The organism is Planctomycetia bacterium (assembly GCA_015075745.1).
Classification (GTDB): Bacteria; Planctomycetota; Phycisphaerae; order UBA1845; family UTPLA1; genus UTPLA1.
Map to the genome: position 1 here is coordinate 1,020,913 of JABTTW010000002.1, position 19,068 is coordinate 1,039,980.

Sequence of the window (19,068 nt, forward strand, 5' to 3'; positions counted from 1 at the left end):
AGGTCGCGATGAACGACCTGCCGCTTCGAAGATAAACAACTCAGCCAATAACTGTCGGGTTACTTACGGAACCAGACAGGCATCGGAACGACCACCCAGATTGCACTTGGTGCTGGTCGGCGCCTCGTTGCCGGCATCAACGTTCTGCTGGCCCGACTCCGCGAAGACCGTATAGCAATTGTCGCGGCCTCTGGAAACAACTCGGGTTTGGCTATCCACATTACCCGAAAGACCGACGTCCGGGCCCTTCTCGAAGGAAACGTGAGAATCCTGGAACAGGATGTTCTGGCCTTCGCGGTTGGTGTGGTTGTTGCTGTTGCCACGGAACTGCGAAATCCGGTCCTGCACGATAAGTGATGTACCGACGTTGCCCTTGATGTAGGGGTTGGCGTCGGCCATGACCGGGAAGATCGGCTCCGAGCTGGTGCCGATGATCTGGCGATTCGGATCGTGCTGGTACTGATACGCGTAGCTCAGATTGTTGATTCCGAGGAAGTCGTAATAGGCCAGCGAATCCTGAGCCGGATCCGGCACGTCCGTCGTGCTCGGGCAGATGAACTGCTTCGGCGTCGTGTTGTTCTGCCGGACCAGCACCCACAGGTCCGTCGTCACGGACGGAATGCCCGTCGTCGGCGGAGCCGTCGTTCGGTCCACAGGTCGGTACAAGGCCATGTTATTGCCGGTCCCGGTATAGACTTCAGCAACGCTCGGGAAGACGCCCGGCTCGTCCTGCGCGTAGATGTACATCGCCTGGCCGATACCGCGCAGGTTGGCCGAGCAGACGGTGCGCTTGGAAAGCTCTCGCGCACGGGAGAGACTGGGCAGAAGAATCGAGATCAACAAAGCGATGATCGCGATTACCACCAGTAGTTCGATCAGGGTAAATGCCTTACGTCTTTTCACTTCGCTTACTCCTTAGCTTGGCAGTCACTTCGTCACCTGACCCGTTCCCTTGTCCCTGGGCCGAGGCGAATGAAACATCCTATGTATGAAACCAATCCGGCTGGCCCGACCCCATGGGTCGCGACCACCCTAACTTCGCGCTCTCCGTGGACGAGGGCGACCGGCTAGGTGAGGCTCGGAACCGACTGCCAAATCCGTTCCGGACCTTCAACGATCAAGCCGAGAATTCCCGCGGCGAAGCGCCGAGGGGCTCGACTGTAATGCCATTACAATTCTTCGAGTCTGCAGGAGGCGTTTCGGGAAGGCGACAGCCGACAATCACGTGAACCCCCGCTTCCCAAGGTGTGTGCAACAACCTCAGGCGGGAAGAAACGCGATGTAAGGCTATCAGGAAATCTGTGGCGTCTGGCTAGGCAGGAGCTTTGGAATGACTCGCGGATGATTCGGCCCCCGCGCGGGCCGGAATGAATAATTCTCAATGTATGATAACGGTCGCCGCTCTTGCCTCAATTACAGACCACAGTAACTCCCTAGCACGCACAAATACCTGATCGTGAAGCAATCCCCACGACCATGCCTATCTATATCGTACCATATTCGGCGTTACTGTCAATCAATGGCGGCCGAAATGGCCCTGTTTTTTTCGGGCGTTGACCTGGAGTCAATCCAGTCGGCCTCAGTGCAAGACAAGCAGAAACCCACGGTTCGGCAGGACTTTTATGCTTTGCGCTCCAGAATCTCAAGGCCGGGTCAGCCCTGTAATTGCAAGCATAGGCAAATACACAGTTTACCGGAAAATCACACGTCCACGCGGGTTACCCTGATTCTCTCCAGGTCAGACTGGCCGATCCGGCGCTTTGTCGCACTTTGGAGATGAATCGGCAAGGACGCCCCTTTCAACAGGGGTGGCTTTCCCCGAAGCGAGCGAACTTCGTTCAGGAAGCCAAATGCCGAGGCATCGCACGCCACGGGGTCCACTCCGACGAAGAGCGTGTTGCAAGACACGAGGGTGTCGGGGTCGGCCTTTGGCCCACCTTCGACGACACACCGAATTCCATTCATGATGTTAAGGCGCACCTTGCTCCGAATGGCGTCACTCGCGACGATTTCGGCGATCGCCGGATCGCAGCGGCCCTCATGGAATCTGGCCGGGTGCTGGATAAGGCCGTGCGAGAGATTTTTGAGGCAGCCCGTGAGGGTCGTCATATGGTGGGTCTTGATGAACGGGACATTGATGATCGCCGTCGCCTGATCCAGCGCCGCGACAAACGAATCTCGCCCGGAAACACCGAAATTGACTCGCTCGTGCTGCCATCGCCGGTCGGGCTGTTTCGTTGTTCGGAGCATCGAAGGGTTCGCACCAACGGCCTCAAGCAACATCAACTGCGACGGACTCCACCCCGCCTTCTGAAGCGATTCCACCAACTCCGCGGCCATCGCCTGAGTTGTTCCGATGTTCTCAGCTCCCGATTGGTTGAATTTGATAAGAATAACGTCATCCGGTTTCAGGATTCGATGCCATGCATCGGCCATACGATCCTCGCCGGCAATCGATTTGATGCTTTCTTCCAGTGCATCCTTGAGGATGGTGCGGTGGATCACGCTGACGGGCATCATGTGAGCGGAATATGCCCGGATAACGTGAGCAATCGGGAGCGGGCTCGGCGCTTTCACGGCGTCCTGCGCCGCCATCGCAGCAATGCCCCGCAGGTTGCAGAGGCCGGCCGCAGCGCCGGCACAAATCGCGCGGCCGATGAACTCCCGCCGCGTCGGCTGCCTGGGATCGGTCCCTGATTCGCGATCGCCGTCGTCACACGTCACGTTGACAGTCCTCTGTGCCCTGCTAGTTTATCGACTGTGATCCTCACGAACCCGAAAAGAATGGCGGTCGCGGTATGACGCATCCCGTTTCTGAATCAGTTTCCCAGCTCAGAAAAGACCTCGAGGCCGTCGGACAGGGCCACGTGTTTCGGTTCTGGGATCGATTGGCGCCTGCGGCACGGGAGGAGCTGATCGCCGACCTCCGGCTGATTAGCGTGGCTCAGTTGCCGAATCTGGCTCGCCTGGCGGCGTCAGAGACGAAATCAATGCCCGCTCAGGCTGACCTTCAACCCGCAAGCGTCAAACGAAGGGCATCGATTTCGGCGGATATCGTGCGGCGAGGCGAGGCGCTCCTCGCAGCGGGAAAGGTCGCCGCCTTCATTGTGGCAGGCGGGCAGGGCACGCGGCTTGGCTTTGACGGCCCCAAGGGGGCATTTCCAATTTCTCCCGTGCAAGGCAAAACGCTCTTTCAACTCTTTGCCGAGTCGATTCTCGCAACGATTCAGACTTATGGCGGAAAAATTCACTGGTATGTGATGACCAGCCCCGCCAACCATCACGCCACCTGTTCCTGCTTTGAATCCAACGACTTCTACGGACTCGGTCGCGAGGGTGTTTCGTTCTTTCAGCAAGGTGTCATGCCGGCGTTCGATCGTTCAGGCAAGATACTGCTCGATCAGCCGCACCGCATTGCACTGTCGCCCGACGGACACGGCGGTTCACTCCTTGCCCTCGCCACTTCTGGAATGCTCGCTGACATGGCCGCACGAGGCGTTGATCACCTGAGTTACTTCCAAGTGGACAATCCACTTGTTCACTGCCTGGACCCGGCGTTTCTCGGCTTGCACGACTCCTCGCATTCCGAGATGTCCAGCAAGACCCTGCCTAAGGCGGACGACCTGGAGAAAGTCGGAAACTTCGCCGCCATCGACGGAGCGCTAACGGTGATTGAGTATTCAGACTTTCCGGATGCGCTGGCCCGCATGAGAAACTCCGACGGCACCCGCCGGTTTGACGCCGCCAACATCGCCATCCACGCCCTTTCGCGGTCCTTCATCGAGCGGCTCACCGAGGACCCCGCGGCCTTTGCACTTCCATGGCATCGCGCGGTCAAGAAAGTTCCTTTCGTCGATCTGGAATCCTGCGTTCGAGTCGAGCCGACGGAGCCTAACGCGATCAAGCTGGAATCTTTCGTGTTCGACGCGCTTCCCCTTTCGCGCAACCCGGTGTTGATGGAGACCTCGCGCGAGGAGGAATTCAGCCCGGTGAAGAACGCGACCGGGATCGACTCGGTGAATACAGCAAAGCGGGACATCAGTCTGAGGGCAGCGCGATGGCTGAAATCAGCGGGGGTCCAGGTTCCGGTATCTGCTGATGGAAATCCGGATGGAGTTTTTGAGATCAGCCCGCTGCTCGCGCTGAATGCTCAACAACTCGCGGAGCGGCGGCAGTTGCCCAGAGCTATTAAGCCGGGATCAAGGGTGTATCTTGGTCCCGATTCGTTAAGCGTGGATTGACATTTCTGCTTCACGAGAAACAAGCTCGAAGACTATCAGGGCGTTGGGCGACGCAATTACCAGTCCCTATGGTATTTACTCGGATTGTTGCTTGGCGGGTGTGCTCGAACTTACGCTCTGGCTCGTGTCCTGTTCCTCGACGGTGCGCACGCGGTAGAGCAATCGTTCCAAAAAGAGCCGATTTGATCTGATGATGTCCGCCAACAGACCCATCATGCAAAGCAAGAACCCCACGGTTACGAGTAGGCCTGCCACCACCACGGACTGGATGTGGCCCTTACCTTCCCCGGCGAGCATGTAGAAAAAGTATCGAACTGCCAGGGCCAATCCGAAGACCATGGCCATCCCGCCTGCCCCGAAGAAGACGCGAAGCGGACGATACATCGTGTAGACGCGGAGCAGAATGACCAGTTGCCTCAGGATGTATTCACCGGACGAACCGAATAACCTGCTTGGCCGGGTCGCGCGATTTGTGCGGATGGGGACGTCCACCAGACGAAACTTCTGGTGGCTTGCGGCAACAAGTGTTTCAAGCGAATATGTAAAATCGCTCGTCACGTTCATGCGCAAGGCGACCTCGCGCGTAAACGATCGGAAGCCGCTCGTTGCGTCCTTAAGCTCGGTGCCTGTCAGGCGGCGCATGAACCAACTCCCCAGCCATTGCAGTCGCTTCTTAGTCCAGGAGAAGTCTTCCATGTCGGCGATGGGCCTCGTTCCAACGACCATGTCGGCCGTGCCCGCTAGGATCGGCTGAACCAGGTCGGTCACGCATTGACCGACGTACTGGTTATCCGCGTCCGTGTTCACAATGACGTCGGCCCCGCGTCGCAAACATTCTGAAATCGCCGTATCGAAGGCCCGGGCGAGACCGGAATTGTGAGTCATGCGGACGACATGATCGACGCCCAACTGCCGCGCCACTTCGGCGGTTCCGTCCACGGAGCCATCGTCGAGGACGAGCCATTCAACCGCGTCAAATCCGGGCATGGTTCGGGGAAGGTCCGCAAGCATAGCCGGCAAGGTCTGGACCTCGTTCAGACAGCAGATTTGAATGATGAGCTTCATTGGGTCATTCAAGCGGCACAGCCGACTCCGGCGATTGCATCGGTTCGAGGTGAGGAACGAACTCGTCTTCTGTCGTCATGGTAACATAAAGCACCGACATGAAACCTATCGACCAAGTGTCAAATGCCCCGGGATCAAACGACGGGCGCGGCAGTGGGAGACTGCTGATCGTGGTGACACTCGCGGCGGTGGCCCTTCATGCCTGCGGATTGTGGAGACCCCTGATCGATCGGCACGACTGGGGATCGGCGCATCAGGCCCAGTTCGGCCGCAACCACGTTCGATACGGACTTGCAGAGACGAAGGGACGCTGTGTCTACAGCCTCTTCCAACGCAGGCTGCCGGAAGCCAGGCACTTCTATCCGGACCATCCGCCGTTGCTGTCTCTCTCTTTGGCCGCGAGCATGGCAGTCTTCGGCGTTAATGATGTTGCGGTTCGCCTCGTGCCGGCGTTATCCACCGTTATCGCCATTGTATTGACGACTTCGATTGCCATCGGACTTTTTGGTCGGCGCGTGGGCCTATTCAGCGGCGTGGTCATGCTCGCGTTGCCGATCTTCACCTATTTCGGGCGAACAGCATGCCACGAAACGCTGGTGCTGCCGTTCTGCCTGCTTGCGATGCGCGGATACCTGGGATGGACATATGTTGGGCGCTTCCCGGGCGGCTCGCGGCTCAATGCGTTCGTCTTCGCGCTCGGCACAATGCTGTCGATTCTGACGGGCTGGGTCGCGTTTATTCAGGCGGGCGTTGTGGCGATTCATTTTACCGTCTGCGTATGGCGACGGGAACGCAGCGGCCGGCATTCAGGCTGGCTGCTTGTGACATTGCCGGCGCTATTTGCCGCCACTCTTACGGCACTGCATATCCTGTGGACGCTCAATTGGCAGATCGGCCACCTTTATGAACTTTTCGCATACCGCTCCGGCATCAAGAAGAGTGAGAAGCTGCTAACAACAGAAGTCTGGCTGGTGCAACAAGGCATCTGGCTGATTCGCAACTTCACTTCTACCGGACTGGTCGTCGTGGTCGCCGGAATGATGCTCGAAGTTCTGGGAAAGCTCCGTGAGCCGACTCAGAATCGCCGAAGACCGGCAGGTGGACGCAGACGCGCAGGTAGGCGGATGACCGTTACGGAGTTGCCAACGGGCATAGGTATATCCAAAGTGATGTCGCGATTCTGGCTCCTCGGCTCGACGGGATTGCTGTTCGTTATCATCTTTCGCAGTGCTTCGCTCTTGCACGAGTATTGGTGGATACACTTTGCGCCATTCTTTGCCATGCTCGCCGGGGAGGCTGTGGCTCGCATCGACTTAAAGATATCGCGGTGGTCTCGGGGATTGGCGGCCATCTTCTCGTGCCTCGTGCTGGTGGGTATCGCGGTTGAAGGCGCCGCAGAGAAGTCCATATTCCACCATCGCAGACGTCTTCCGGCCGCGGCGTATGAAGCCTGTCAGTACATCGCCGATCATGCGCCGGCTGATGCGATCATCTATGGCAACCGCAAGCTCTGGGCGACACGCTCGTACTACGAGGGCGCCGTCCAGTTCCTGCATCCGCAGTTTTGCTGGTATATGGACCGCATGTATTACTACGTCGCCAGCGATCAGGGGCTGAGGGGCATCGCACCCCAGTGCGAGTACTACCTGTGGGTTGGATTCGACGAGAAGAATCGCCGACTTGCTGAACGGTTGGGCGAAATGGGTGAGGTTGTTCGCCGGTGGCCCAATGCAATCATCTTTGATTTAACGGGCAAGTCGCGGCGCGGTGAGCGCGGCAATTAACCACAGGTCCAGCGGCCCGTTACTTCCTGCCGAGCACCTTTTCGAGTCGATCAAGCCCCTTGTCGATCGTCTTCATGTCGGTCGCGAAGGACAGCCGCACGTGCGTGTCCATTCCGAAGGCGTCGCCCGGCACCATGGCGACATGGACCTCCTCGAGAATCTTCTTGCAGAAGTCTCCGCTGTTTTGAACATCGAGCGCTGCGAAAGTGCCCGAAACATTCGGGAAACAGTAAAACGCGCCGTCGGGTCTCACGCAGGTCACGCCGCGCATCGCCATGAGGCGGGCGTGCATGTGCATCCCTCGCCGCTCGAACTCGCAGCGCATCTGTTCCACGTGTGCCTGTGAACCCGTAAGCGCTTCGACCAATGCATGATGAATAAATGTTGCCGTCCCGCTTGTTGTATGCGATTGAATCTTGGCCATCGCGGAGATCAGCGGCTTCGGACCGGCCGCATAGCCCACGCGCCATCCGGTCATCGCGTGCGACTTGCTCGCGGCATTGAAGGTGATCGTCTTCTCCGCCCACTCCGGGCTGATGGTGGCAAAGCTCAGGTTCTCACGGCGTTCGCCGAATCGCAGACAATCGTACATTTCATCGGCAAAGACGATTACGTCCTTGCCGGTCAGCGCGGCGGCGATGGCGCGCGTCTCATCGGGTGAATATGCGAACCCACCGGGATTGGAGGGGCTATTAAAAACGACGACCTTCGTCTTCGGCGTGACTGCCCGGGCGATTTGCTCCGGACGCACGCGAAGCCCGTTGGATTCGTCTCCGAGAATTGTGACGACCTTTCCACCACATAGCCTCACCTGTTCCGGGAAGCTGACCCAGTATGGGCAAGGCAAAACGACTTCGTCCCCGGGGTTCAGGATGGCGCTGAATGCTAGAAAGAGCGCCTCTTTCGCGCCGACGGTGACGATGACCTGGTCTGGCTTGTAGTCCAATCGGTTGTCGCGGCGGAACTTTTCGCAGACCGCTGCCTTGGCCTCCGGGATGCCGCTGGATGGCTTTGCGTAGCGCGTATGTCCTGCGTCCAGGGCCCGCTTGGTCGCCTCGATAATATGCTGAGGCGTGTCGAAGTCAGGCTCGCCGGCCCCGAAACCAACGACATCGGTGCCCCCGCGTTTGAGTTCCGCGGCACGCGCCGAGACGGCCAGCGTCGCCGATTCATTGAGCTGTTTTGCCCGATCCGAAATCTGCATCATGACTCGCTCTCACCGTTCCTGGACCCTTGTCCTGAGCTCCGGTCAACTTCACCCAAGCCGGCACGGACGCATCATACTATGATCTCGCACTTGTCTGGTCGGCACGATCGCGAACGACGATGTTCGCGCGAGTTTACTGTAATCTTCACCGCGCCCCCGGGCAATCCGGAGGCAATACAACAAGGGTCGGTGTTTCATATGGCATCCGCACGCGTACTGGACGTTGGCAACTGCGACCCGGACCACGGGATGATCTCCGCGATGCTCCGTCAGCACTTTGACGTCGTGATTGATCGGGTCATGTTCGTTCACGAGGCTGTTGAAAGGATGCGAGCCAACAAGTACGCGATCGTCTTGCTCAATCGTCTCATTTTCGCCGACGATAGTCCCGGCGACGCCCTCCTGAAACAATCCAAATCCGATCCGCAACTGGCAGCCACACCAATCATGATGATCAGCAATTTCGCCGAGGCACAGGCATCTGCCGTCGCCCTGGGAGCGGTTCCCGGCTTCGGAAAGGCACAGGTGACGGCCCCCCAAACGCGGGAGCTACTCAGTCAGTACCTCCCGACGAAATAGTCCACGCAAGGGGATCGCCGAGTGCCTCTGACGTCTCTACCGAGGAGGACTTCGTGGTGCCATTCGGATTTAGCGGATAGAATATACCTGCGGCAGGACCACGTCCGACAAGAATACCCATCGGCCCAGACACCCTGCCCACGGGCGCACCTAGCATGACAAATTCACCGAAACTTCAATCGATTGAATTGCACCGAGTCAACACGGCATCCTTGTTTCTGGGTGCGTTCTGTCTTGTCGTCGCGTTTGCATCCAGGGTTTCGGCGGAATCAGAATCAACCGAGGTCGCGAAGCCTCGCACGGCCGCGGTGATCACCATTAAGGACGAAATCAACGATGTCACCTTCTCCAGCCTAGTTCGTCGCGTGGACGAGGCGCGAGAGCAGGGCGCCACTCTGCTTATTCTCGAAATGGACACACCCGGCGGACTGGTTTCCAGCGCGCTGGATATCTGCACCTACTTGAAAAACCTGACCGACATGCACACTGTCGCTTGGGTGAAGCCTTCTGCTTTCTCCGCCGGCGCCATGATCTCGCTGGCCTGCAACGAAATTGTGATGGCCAGCGCGAGCAAGATTGGGGACTGCGCGCCGATTCTGCTTTCTCCGACGGATGGGTTGCAGGAGTTAGGCGAGACGGAACGAGCGAAGATCGAAAGCCCCATCCTGAAGGAGTTTCGCGACAGTGCCCACCGCCGGCACTATGACCTCCACCTTTGCGAGGCCATGGTACGCATGGGCAGCGAGATCTGGTGGATCGAGAAGAAGGACGGCAGTGATCGCAAATTTGTTACCAAGGAGGACAAAGAGCAGCTTCTTGGAGAAGAGGGCAGTGCCTGGAAACTGGTTGAGAAGATGAAAGATCCCGTGACCGGCGAGGCGCTCGTGGTCCGCCAGCCCGTCGTTGAAGACCGGGACTTGCTCACTCTCACGCAATCCGAGGCCGTTGCATTTGGCTTTGCCAAAGCGATTGTCAGCAATGAGAACGAGTTGAAGGCCTTTTATCAGATTTCCGGGGAGTTGGCCCGGCTTACGCCGAACTGGGCAGAAGGCGTCGCCGATTTCCTCAGCTCACCAATCATCCGGACGATTCTCATGATGTTGATTGGGCTTGGCATTTATGCCGAATTCAACGCGCCCGGTCATTTTGTCGGGGGCGCCATCGCACTGGCCGCTTTGTTCGTATTTCTCGGCGCGCCGTATATCACAGGGCTCGCCGACATGTGGGAGATTCTTCTCGTCGCATTCGGCTTGATACTCATCGGGTTGGAGATCTTCGTCATCCCCGGATTTGGCATTGCTGGAATTGCCGGAATTCTCTTCGTGTTCGTCGGATTCATTGCGACATTTGTCCCTGCCGAGCCGGGCCCGATCATTGTTCCCCGTTTGCCGGGCACCTGGCTGGGCCTCAAGACCGGACTGCAGGTCGTGTTCGGCGGGACGGCCCTGGCCATTGGCGGGGCGTGGGTGCTCAACAAATTCCTCCCGAAAATCCCCGGTGGCAGATCGCTCCTTCTCGCGCCGGCCGCTCCGACCAGCGCCGCCGTCGCGGGCGTCCAGGTGAGCTTCGCCACGCCGAGCGCCGTCGAGGTGGGCGACATCGGCCGTACCTTGACCAGTCTTCGGCCGGCGGGTAAGGCTCAGATAAACGGGCGCCGCGTTGATGTCATTGCACATGGTGAATTGATTGACCCAGATAACGAAGTGGAAGTCGTAGAAATCTCAGGCGGCCGTGTCGTAGTGCGGCCTACTTTGCGCGCGCAGGCCTGACAGGCCTGTGCCTTTCTCGCCGGCGGTTGAATCGAATCATGAATGAATGGTTGATCGGGTCTCTGGTCCTGTTTGCCGCCGGTCTCATCATCGCGGTGATTGAGGTCGTGCTGCCGTCCGCCGGCATTTTGGCAATTGCCGCCATCGGGTGCCTGATCGGCAGCCTGGTCTGCGCTTATCAATACAGCATGTATGCGGCCGTTGTTGTTGGCGTCATCGAGGCTGTGATCGTTCCGACCGCGATCGTTATAGCATTCAAGGTCCTGCCCAAGACGACGATCGGCCGTCAACTCATTCTGAGTGCTCCTGGCGAGTCCAAGCCGAAGAAGCTCGCAAACCCTATACCTCCGTCATTTGCCTCTGCGTCAGTCAGCCCGACACAAATCGGCATGGAAGGCAGCGTTGTCACCATGCTCCGACCCAGCGGCACGGCCGAGTTCGGAGGCCGCCGCGTCAGTGTTGTCTCCAGCGGCGAGGTGATCGCCGTCGGTGCCCGCGTACGCGTCGTGCTGATCGAAGGTACTCGCATCGTCGTCGAGGAAATCCGTGACCCCGCGTCAGCATCCTAAATGCAACCCGACCAAACCGGCATCGCAAATGGTCGATCGCTTCGCCAACTAAGGAAGTCATCATGAACGCTATGATTCTCGCTCAATCAAATGACCTGGGCCAATACATCTGGATGGGCGCCGGGTTTTTGGGGTTTGTACTCGTACTCGCCTTCGTGCTGGTGGTTCTCGCTTTTGGAAAGCTTTGGCTTCGGGCGCGATTCAGCGGCGCGCCGGTGAGCTTTGGCTCGCTGGTGGGTATGTTCATGCGGCGCGTCAACGCCTCGCTCATCGTGGACGCCCGAATATCCGCCACTCAGGCGGGCGTCATCGACTTGGCGACGCCGACGATCGAAAGCATCTTTCTGGTTCGCCGAAACACAAATGACGTGCTGGCCTGCGTCACCGGCATCATCACCGCTCACAAAGCGGGACTGCCCATCACCATCGACGAACTCCAGGCGCACTTGTTCGCCGGCGGAGATGTTGGCAAGGTCGTCACCGCCATGGTCGAAGCCAACCGGGCCCGAATTCACCTTGAGTTTGACGCCGCCCGTGCCATTGATCTTGCCGGTCGCGACATACTCGACGCCATTCATACGTCGGTGAATCCCAAAGTCATCGACTGTCCCCTCGCGTCCCTGGGACCGGATGCCCGGCTGGACGCGGTTGCCAAGGACGGCATTCGCCTGTTGATCAAGGCCCGCGTGACGATTCGGACGTGTCTGGAGCGACTCGTCGGCGGTGCGACGGAGGAGACGATCATCGCTCGCGTGGGGCAGGGCATCGTCAGTGCCGTCGGCTCGTCACCCACTTACAAGGATGTTCTGGAGAATCCCGACAATATCTCACGAAAGGTCCTCTCCCAGGGACTGGACGCGGCGACCGCCTTCGAGATCGTCTCGGTCGACATCGCCGACGTCAGCGTGGCCGGTGTGACTGACAGGGCCAACGTCGGCGCCTTCCTCGATACGGAACGAGCCCTCGCTGACAAACAGCAACGGCAGGCCGAGGCCGAAGGAAAGCGCGCGATGGCCATTGCACGCGAGACGGAGATGAAGGCCCTCGTCGAGGAAAACAGGGCGAAGCTGGTCCTTGCCGAGGCGGAGGTGCCACTGGCAATCGCCGAGTCGTTCCGATCGGGCAACCTCGGAATCATGGACTACTACCGGCTGCGAAACATCCAGGCCGACACCGGGATGAGGGATGCGATCGGTAAGGACGTCGGCGACAAGGGCGCCGGACCTAAACAGTAACAGAGTAGTCTGAGACACCTCGTAAGGATGACAGACTTGTACCCTGGAGCGCTGACTGTGCTTTTGCTGGCCGACAAAGACATCACGTCGCTGATTGCCTTCGTGCTCTTTGCCGTAATCAGCGTTCTGGGCAACGCTCTTAAGAAAAGAGCCGAGGCAAAGCGTCAGGAGGCGAGGTCGTCCCCCGACGAGGAACACGACGAGATGCCCGAACTATTGAGCGCTGGACCGACATTCGACCATTCGGTCCCCAGTACACCACCCAGGCCTGTTCCGCCCCTTCCCGGGGAGCCACGTCCCGCTCGTCAGGTTCGGCGGCTCGATCAGCCGACGACAATGCCGAATGACGTTTACGATCTTGCAGTGGCACAGATCGCTCGGAAGGCCTCACAGCCCTTTGCCCCCAAGACCTCATCGTCTGCCCGGACCCACCTCGACTTGGCGACCTCGGAAGCCCCTCGGGGTAATTCGTCGGAGCAGCCATTTTCAACGCCCACAAGAGGTATCCGACGCCTAGATGCGCAAACGCTTCGCTCTGCGGTCGTTTGGTCAGAGATACTCAAGCCCCCTCTTGGCCTACGAGACCTGCCGACCGGATGGCAGGGGGCAGACGAGCGGGAATAGCCATTCGCCATTTGGGGATTATCGCCCTTTGCTACCCACCGTCGAATCCATGTGATAAGTGCATATACACACGCGATGACCTATATTCAGTGTTATTTGTCTTGTTATAACATGGGACGTATGACAGTTACCGATTTCTATTGAATAACTTTAATAGTGCTAAGTCACTGTCTCAACGTAGCTTATGTGATCTCACGACGAAAATCTGATGTTCCGAGAAACATTTATCGTTAGCTGAAATTTGCCTACTCGAATTTCTGTGCTATCTTCTACTTGTCCGCAGCAACCTTTGGCTCCCCCCGAAGAGTCGACCTACCGAACACGGGTCGACAGCTTGATAGATGGCTGAGAGCGAGCATCTATCGAGACCCTGGAAGTAGAAAATTACCGTCTGCCCGATCCGACCGTCGGTGCGTCGTGTCATCCGGTACGTGGTACCGAGCGACCGTCCCCTGCCGGTAGAGGTCTGCCCTCGCGGCATTCGGTCCTTTGGCCCTTGGAGGCCGTGGGAGTCCGTCCAATGTCAGCAGAATCCACTCACGTTGATCGTAAGCAAGCTCTCACCGTCTCGATGCGAGAGGTCTTTCAGCCCAGTGCACGGGGACCGGCGCCTGCGGTCCTGGCCCGATTCAGCCCGGAGGACCGCCTTCGGCTGCGTCGAATCATTGCCGAGCCGATTGAGTACATCGACCATGTGCTCTTTTCCAAGCCTGCGGCACTTCGCAAGGCATTCTCTGAATGTCCCGAGGTCCTCGACGCGACGCGCCAGTGGTGCAACGCCTCCGATACCTCCGCCATGCCCTCGGTCACACTTTCGACGGACAACGAAGTTCGCCTCTTCCTTCGTCTGAATCACGCCCGATTGCGGATGATCCAGATCCTCAAGGAATTCGTCGGCAAGCGATTGACCGCGAAGGTCGCCCATGAACTTCTGGGTTGGCATGCTCAGGCAATGGCGGCGAGATGCGAGATCGTTCAGGCCAACGTTCCGCTGGTCCTCGCCATGGCGAAGCGGACGCGGTTGGGCAGTGTCGATTACGCCGAACTCATCAGCGAGGGCAACATGGCCCTTCTGCGAAGCGTCGATAAGTTTGACTGCAGCCGCGGCTTTAAGTTCAGCACTTATGCCTGCCGAGCCATCCTAAAAAGCTTCAGCCGCGTGGCCATGCGGTCGAGTCGCTATCGAAATCGCTTCCCGACCGAGTTTGATCCTTCGCTGGAGAAGAGCGATTTTCTCGATCAACAGAGGACGGAGGCGGAAGTCGGCTGCGTCGAAGATCTACGCAGCATTCTGGCCCGAAACCTGGCCGAACTGAACGAGGTGGAATCAAAGGTCATCAAGGCACGCTTCTCACTTTGTGCCGTGGAAGGCCTTCAGGGCGACGGCCCCAGGACGCTCGAGCAGGTCGGCATGCTGATCGGCGTGACCAAGGAGCGTGTCCGCCAGATTCAGAATCGTGCCCTCGAGAAGTTGCGGACTAAGCTCCAGGACGACTTCCTTGCGGCGTGATGCCGATAGTGCTTCCATGAGCCTTAACCGGCCGAACAAATGAGATTTGAAGACGGCCGCGGGTGATTGCAGAATCGATCGGGGGATCCGATTCTTGATTTCACTCGCGGCCGTTTAGCGTTTTTACCCGGGCCCATTATCAACGATGTCATCGCACGGCCCAAAAAGCGATGATGGGCCGGACTCACAAGTGAGACCGACCCATCATCGAGGGTGGAGTGGGAGTTTGAACGGGACGGCTCTCGCGCGTCCCGGTTGATTCTGATTAAGGTAGGCTACTGTTTGGAGCTCGTTTGCTCCTGGAACCGCTGATACTTTTCATACAGGTCAGGCCGTGAAGACTGCATCTCGGTCACGTTGTTGAATCGCTCAACCAGCTCGTCCTCACCGCTGCGAGTCGTCACCTTCACCATGCCGTTCGGCTCGATTTCGAACCGGGTCTGCGGCTTTCCAAATGCGAACGAGAATCCATGCAGGTCTTTAAGGTCCTTCAGGTGCTCATGGAGCAGCCCTTGAAAGTCAGCCGCGTTCGGGTCCATTTTGGAGAGGAACTTGAAGGCATGAGCACCAGCCTTGCCGTCCGGGCCAAAAAACATCGCGCAGCCGTTCTCATCGTTGAAGGAGAATCGCTTCGACAAGTCCGGCTCGGCCGCGGCAAATTCCTCCTGATTTGGATAAGTATTGGTGGTGGTCGTTGAGTTGCCGTCTTCCGTCTTTGTCCGCGTCACCGTGACCTGACCGTCGGCATCCGTGGAAATGCGAATTTCCTCGCCTTCCGACTTCTGTACGAAAAGCCGGTTTTGCTGACCATCGCCGGGGCCGGGCACCATGATGTTGAAATCCAAGTCAGATACGTCTGGGATGGACTTCCAGAAGTCCGGGAGGTTTTGCGAATTAAACCCATTGAAAGTCCAATTGCCCTGGTCGTCCTTCTGCAACATGCCGCTTCGACCGAAAACCCGGTCCTTCGCCAATTCCTCGACGGCTGACTCATATTTGAATTTCGGCATAGCATCGGCGGCCGGTCGGGCGCCAACGGTGAGGGTAAGTTGGATCTGCTGCGAGCCTCGCATAATCGTCAGGCTGTGCGACTGATTCGGCAGCCAGGACCGAACGACCTCTAAAAACGCACCGATGTCGCCCGCTGCCGACTGGCCGTCAAGTGCGGTGATCACGTCATATTGCTGAAGTCCCGCGACGTCGGCCGGAGAACCTTCGGCAACATTCAGGATCATCTGCCCCTTGTCATCGCCCAGTTTGAGATGAGCTGCAAGCGGCCTGGGAACCGGGCCAAACTGCACGCCGAGCCATGGGCCGCCCGCCGGAAGATCCGCCGCTTCGGGAGCGACCATTCGTAGTTTCATTCCCTGGTGCTGACCTGCGATCGGGTCTGCGGGCGCCGCAGCCACCCAGACTCCGGCATCTGCGCCGGTGGCGATTGCATTGCCGTTGAACTTAATAATGCGTGGGGCGCCGTCCCCGCCGTCGGCCGACGCCTGCGCCTCAATCACGACTTTCGTCGGTTGGACGCCGTCGGCAGGAGCGACGATATTGACCGCGGGCCAATAGAAGCCGGCAGTGAGCATCAAGATAGTCTGAATTGGCAACATGTCCTTACAACTCCTTTTCGCGAATCCGGTTCGTGGCTGACGAACACCGTTGGCCGCAACAGCCGGATGCTCCTGAAGGCTCGCACTAGCCGGCACGACTAAAAATCGCCGGATATAGGTATGATCCGAGTCGCCTCGGAATTCCGTTCAAAAATATAGATGACGTCCCGATTTTTCTGGTCCTTAGCCCGGACACCAATGACGTCCCTCAGGACATCCTGCTGCCGCCGCGACGGCTGATAGTTCATGTTGCGATAGTCGACGAACTGCGGGGCAACATCGGTCGAAGATGGAGTTCCCATCGTTTGAGTGGGCGCCACACGGCCCTGATCGAGAGCAACCTGCCCGTCGCCCGTCCGACTCGCTCGCCACAAGTTGGGCAGGAATGACAAGGCGACGACGGCGGCCGCTGTCAGCACGGCGCCGGCAGCGGCGAGCCTGAAGCCGCCGGTGCGTCGTGGCGCGACCGCCGTCTTCGCATTTTGAGAATCCGCCCTCAGGGCCGCCGCAGCCAGACCATCGAGCCGCTCATAATCCGCCAACATCCTTCGCGCGGCAGGCGTATGAGCCAAAATTAACTCCAACTCGCGAGCATCTTCGAGATTCAGCTCGCCATCCAGGCGGCGGCAAATCAGGAGCTCAGCACGTTCGCTAACAGAGTCAGTGGAATTGTCGCGATGATCGTTCATTCTCAGTTCACCTGCCCTCCAGCCTGTAAATCAGCGAGGGTCTCACGCAGCATCCTCCGTGCCCGGACCAATCGTGTCTCAACCGTGTCCACGGGCAAATTGAGGGCCTCGCCGATTCGGGCATAGCTCCATTCCTCAAGGTGTCGAAGCATGAATGGCTCGCGGTAGATCGTAGGCAGCCCTTTGATCGCATTGAGTATGCGACGTTCGTCCTCAGCACGGGCGATGCGAAGCGCCGGCTCTTCGGACTGCGTCGCGACGTGCTCGCCATTGTCCGGGAGCGACGCCTGCCGCTTTCGCAGCCTGCTCGATTTCTGTCCGGCATCGATCGCGGCATTTCGGGCCAGCATGTACAACCAGCCTCGCCATCGGGCGATTTCCACCAGCGTGCCGATCTGCTCCCATACACGCATCCATATATGTTGGGCGATGTCGTCTGCATGGGGCGTGCTTCCGCAAGTGGTGTAAATAACGCTGCGAACCCACCGATCATTTCGTCGCACAAACGCATCGAGCGCGCTCCGCTCGCCACGCTGCGCAGCGGCGATCAGCGACTGATCGACCTCTTCTGGGGTCCCTGCCGCAATCACGTCCACCTCTGACTTAATAGACGACGCTTGCAATGCCATTCCTGTCATGATTATCGCTGCGGGGCGGGGGCTGGTTCGCTCATCCAATGCCGGCAGAGGCCCAAAGCCCCATAACCACTTACTTGTCAGAGAATTATGTCAATTGCAATGTGCCGAGGATTTCGCGAATTAGCGATATGGGATCGACCATGAATCACGCCGGCTCTATAAGGTCAGCTTTGTTGCCATAGAGATCCACGAAGACCGCTACTTTCCCATAGGGCTCGTTTCGGGGTGGTTCTACAAACGTCACACGGCGATTGCACATCAGTCGGTAATCACGTTCGAAGTCATCCGTTTCTAGAAAGAGAAAAGCCTGGCCGCCGGTCTGGTTCCCGACACGCGCGGATTGTTCGGCATCGACAGCCCGCGCCATAAGGAACTCGGCCGATCCCTCGCCTGGCGGCGCAACTCGCACCCAGCGTTTCTCCTTGCCGTGGTCTGTATCTTCCAACAATTCGAAGCCCAGCTTGTCCGTGTAGAAGCGAATTGCTTCATCGACTGGCGAACCATTACGGCGATCATCGCAATTCGCTGAGCCACGATGAATGCGTCGAATCTCGATCTGGAATGTCACCCGCCACTATTCTGACAGGTGCTATTTGTCGGACATGACCTGGCCGTGAGTCTGGCCAGGGTATCTCAGTCTCGGGAGGTACTTCTCAATCTGTTCGCCATAGATGACCAGGGCCATCGTGATGATCGTCCAGGCAATCGCGGTAATCAGGAAGGGACGATCATTCACAAGGACATCCGTCGGTCCGGTTCGCTCTCCCAGCTCAATGACCGTCGCATATCGAAAAATAGCGTAAAAAACGATCGGCGTAGTGAACACGAGCGAGTGGAATGAAGTGCTGGGGTCGAGCGTGTAGAGAAGGAAAGTGATGACCGCGATACCACCGCTGGTCGCCAGGAGCTGCGTCAGCAGGCCCGGATTGTATCTTGCCAGCGTGGCCCGGTGCGCGGCCGCTTTTTCGCTTGTCTCCAACACGGCTAGTTCGCAGCGGCGCTTTCCGAAGCCGAGGAAAAGACACAGTGTGAAGGTGCAAATGATCAGCCACGCCGACACTTCCACGTCGATCGCCTGGGCGCCCGCCAGCGCCCGCATGACAAAACCCATCGCGATCAGGATGACGTCCAAGAGAACCTGGTACTTGCCCCATAATGTGTAGACCAGATTAAGGATTAGAAAACTAAGCGCCGTGATTGCGAAGCCACCGGGTAGTCTCAGGGACCAAGCCAGAGCGACGATGGCCAGCAAGACGGCGATCCCGCCCGCCATGGCAGGGGAAATCGCGCCGCTTGCGACGGGGCGACGTTTCTTCGTGGGGTGCAACGCATCCTCACGATAATCGCGCATATCGTTGAAGGCATAAACGGCGCCGGAGAGCAGGCAGAAAATCACAAATGCCGTGCCGCACAACAAAATGGCCTCCGGCTCGCCTCGGCGAGCACCGAACACCAACGCCGCGAACAAGAAAATGTTCTTGATCCACTGGGCCGGTCGCAAGAGAAGTATGACAGCACTGAGCGTTCGGACCATGAAAAAGGGCTCCA

Annotated in this window: 15 protein-coding genes and 1 pseudogene; 7 read left to right on the forward strand and 9 right to left on the reverse strand. The window is 58.3% G+C overall.

The features are described 5' to 3' along the window. Nucleotides 1–63: 63 nt before the first annotated feature. Both HS101_17720 and HS101_17725 read right to left on the reverse strand, forming a co-directional pair. The gene (locus HS101_17720; GenBank protein ID MBE7508105.1) at nucleotides 64–903 is read right to left on the reverse strand and encodes a prepilin-type N-terminal cleavage/methylation domain-containing protein; all 840 of its coding nucleotides are present in this window, start codon (nucleotides 901–903) and stop codon (nucleotides 64–66) included. 798 nt (nucleotides 904–1,701) lie between these two features. After that, complete coding sequence (locus HS101_17725) at nucleotides 1,702–2,724, reverse strand: DUF362 domain-containing protein (protein MBE7508106.1); 1,023 nt, start codon at nucleotides 2,722–2,724, stop codon at nucleotides 1,702–1,704. Nucleotides 2,725–2,798: 74 nt separating this feature from the next. Here HS101_17725 and HS101_17730 point away from each other — a divergent pair, with 74 nt between their 5' ends. After that, nucleotides 2,799–4,241, forward strand: coding sequence for a UDPGP type 1 family protein (locus HS101_17730; GenBank protein ID MBE7508107.1), 1,443 nt, complete (start codon nucleotides 2,799–2,801; stop codon nucleotides 4,239–4,241). A 75-nt stretch (nucleotides 4,242–4,316) separates the two neighbouring features. Here the strand turns inward: HS101_17730 and HS101_17735 are convergent, their stop codons facing one another. Next, complete coding sequence (locus tag HS101_17735; GenBank protein MBE7508108.1) at nucleotides 4,317–5,306, reverse strand: glycosyltransferase family 2 protein; 990 nt, start codon at nucleotides 5,304–5,306, stop codon at nucleotides 4,317–4,319. Between the two features lie 98 nt (nucleotides 5,307–5,404). On the opposite strand from HS101_17735, the gene HS101_17740 reads away from it, so the two are divergent. Beyond that, entirely contained in the window at nucleotides 5,405–7,090 is a 1,686-nt protein-coding gene (locus HS101_17740) for a glycosyltransferase family 39 protein (protein ID MBE7508109.1), read from the forward strand. Nucleotides 7,091–7,109: 19 nt separating this feature from the next. On the opposite strand, the gene HS101_17745 is transcribed toward HS101_17740, so the two are convergent. Beyond that, on the reverse strand, nucleotides 7,110–8,297 hold the full coding sequence (locus HS101_17745) for a pyridoxal phosphate-dependent aminotransferase (protein MBE7508110.1): 1,188 nt from the start codon (nucleotides 8,295–8,297) through the stop codon (nucleotides 7,110–7,112). Nucleotides 8,298–8,495: 198 nt separating this feature from the next. On the opposite strand from HS101_17745, the gene HS101_17750 reads away from it, so the two are divergent. From HS101_17750 to HS101_17770, 5 genes are all read left to right on the forward strand, one after another. After that, nucleotides 8,496–8,876, forward strand: a complete 381-nt coding sequence (locus HS101_17750) for a hypothetical protein (protein ID MBE7508111.1) — start codon at nucleotides 8,496–8,498, stop codon at nucleotides 8,874–8,876. Between the two features lie 155 nt (nucleotides 8,877–9,031). Further along, nucleotides 9,032–10,645, forward strand: a complete 1,614-nt coding sequence (locus HS101_17755; protein ID MBE7508112.1) for a hypothetical protein — start codon at nucleotides 9,032–9,034, stop codon at nucleotides 10,643–10,645. 38 nt (nucleotides 10,646–10,683) lie between these two features. Further along, nucleotides 10,684–11,214, forward strand: coding sequence for a hypothetical protein (locus HS101_17760; GenBank protein MBE7508113.1), 531 nt, complete (start codon nucleotides 10,684–10,686; stop codon nucleotides 11,212–11,214). A 113-nt stretch (nucleotides 11,215–11,327) separates the two neighbouring features. Then, complete coding sequence (locus tag HS101_17765; GenBank protein ID MBE7508114.1) at nucleotides 11,328–12,449, forward strand: flotillin-like FloA family protein; 1,122 nt, start codon at nucleotides 11,328–11,330, stop codon at nucleotides 12,447–12,449. A gap of 1,144 nt (nucleotides 12,450–13,593) precedes the next feature. After that, nucleotides 13,594–14,583, forward strand: coding sequence for a sigma-70 family RNA polymerase sigma factor (locus HS101_17770; protein ID MBE7508115.1), 990 nt, complete (start codon nucleotides 13,594–13,596; stop codon nucleotides 14,581–14,583). A 275-nt stretch (nucleotides 14,584–14,858) separates the two neighbouring features. Here HS101_17770 and HS101_17775 read toward each other — a convergent pair whose 3' ends face one another. The 5 genes and pseudogenes from HS101_17775 to HS101_17795 form a co-directional block, all read right to left on the reverse strand. Beyond that, nucleotides 14,859–16,193 (reverse strand): PDZ domain-containing protein, encoded by a 1,335-nt coding sequence (locus tag HS101_17775; GenBank protein ID MBE7508116.1) that lies wholly within the window; start codon nucleotides 16,191–16,193, stop codon nucleotides 14,859–14,861. A gap of 98 nt (nucleotides 16,194–16,291) precedes the next feature. Next, on the reverse strand, nucleotides 16,292–16,882 hold the full coding sequence (locus HS101_17780; protein ID MBE7508117.1) for a hypothetical protein: 591 nt from the start codon (nucleotides 16,880–16,882) through the stop codon (nucleotides 16,292–16,294). A 2-nt stretch (nucleotides 16,883–16,884) separates the two neighbouring features. Further along, nucleotides 16,885–17,511, reverse strand: a complete 627-nt coding sequence (locus HS101_17785; protein MBE7508118.1) for an RNA polymerase sigma factor — start codon at nucleotides 17,509–17,511, stop codon at nucleotides 16,885–16,887. Between the two features lie 154 nt (nucleotides 17,512–17,665). Beyond that, nucleotides 17,666–18,054 (reverse strand): annotated as a pseudogene (locus tag HS101_17790) (VOC family protein). Between the two features lie 55 nt (nucleotides 18,055–18,109). Then, nucleotides 18,110–19,054, reverse strand: coding sequence for a decaprenyl-phosphate phosphoribosyltransferase (locus HS101_17795; protein MBE7508119.1), 945 nt, complete (start codon nucleotides 19,052–19,054; stop codon nucleotides 18,110–18,112). Between the last annotated feature and the right edge of the window lie 14 nt (nucleotides 19,055–19,068).

Coding starts and splice junctions, on each gene's coding strand:
- HS101_17765 (MBE7508114.1), top strand. CDS start 11,328: ATGGGCGCCGGGTTTTTGGGGTTTGTACTCGTACTCGCCTTCGTGCTG.
- HS101_17740 (MBE7508109.1), top strand. CDS start 5,405: ATGAAACCTATCGACCAAGTGTCAAATGCCCCGGGATCAAACGACGGG.
- HS101_17775 (MBE7508116.1), bottom strand. CDS start 16,193: ATGTTGCCAATTCAGACTATCTTGATGCTCACTGCCGGCTTCTATTGG.
- HS101_17795 (MBE7508119.1), bottom strand. CDS start 19,054: ATGGTCCGAACGCTCAGTGCTGTCATACTTCTCTTGCGACCGGCCCAG.
- HS101_17785 (MBE7508118.1), bottom strand. CDS start 17,511: ATGGCATTGCAAGCGTCGTCTATTAAGTCAGAGGTGGACGTGATTGCG.
- HS101_17730 (MBE7508107.1), top strand. CDS start 2,799: ATGACGCATCCCGTTTCTGAATCAGTTTCCCAGCTCAGAAAAGACCTC.
- HS101_17750 (MBE7508111.1), top strand. CDS start 8,496: ATGGCATCCGCACGCGTACTGGACGTTGGCAACTGCGACCCGGACCAC.
- HS101_17780 (MBE7508117.1), bottom strand. CDS start 16,882: ATGAACGATCATCGCGACAATTCCACTGACTCTGTTAGCGAACGTGCT.
- HS101_17735 (MBE7508108.1), bottom strand. CDS start 5,306: ATGAAGCTCATCATTCAAATCTGCTGTCTGAACGAGGTCCAGACCTTG.
- HS101_17755 (MBE7508112.1), top strand. CDS start 9,032: ATGACAAATTCACCGAAACTTCAATCGATTGAATTGCACCGAGTCAAC.
- HS101_17770 (MBE7508115.1), top strand. CDS start 13,594: ATGTCAGCAGAATCCACTCACGTTGATCGTAAGCAAGCTCTCACCGTC.
- HS101_17745 (MBE7508110.1), bottom strand. CDS start 8,297: ATGATGCAGATTTCGGATCGGGCAAAACAGCTCAATGAATCGGCGACG.
- HS101_17760 (MBE7508113.1), top strand. CDS start 10,684: ATGAATGAATGGTTGATCGGGTCTCTGGTCCTGTTTGCCGCCGGTCTC.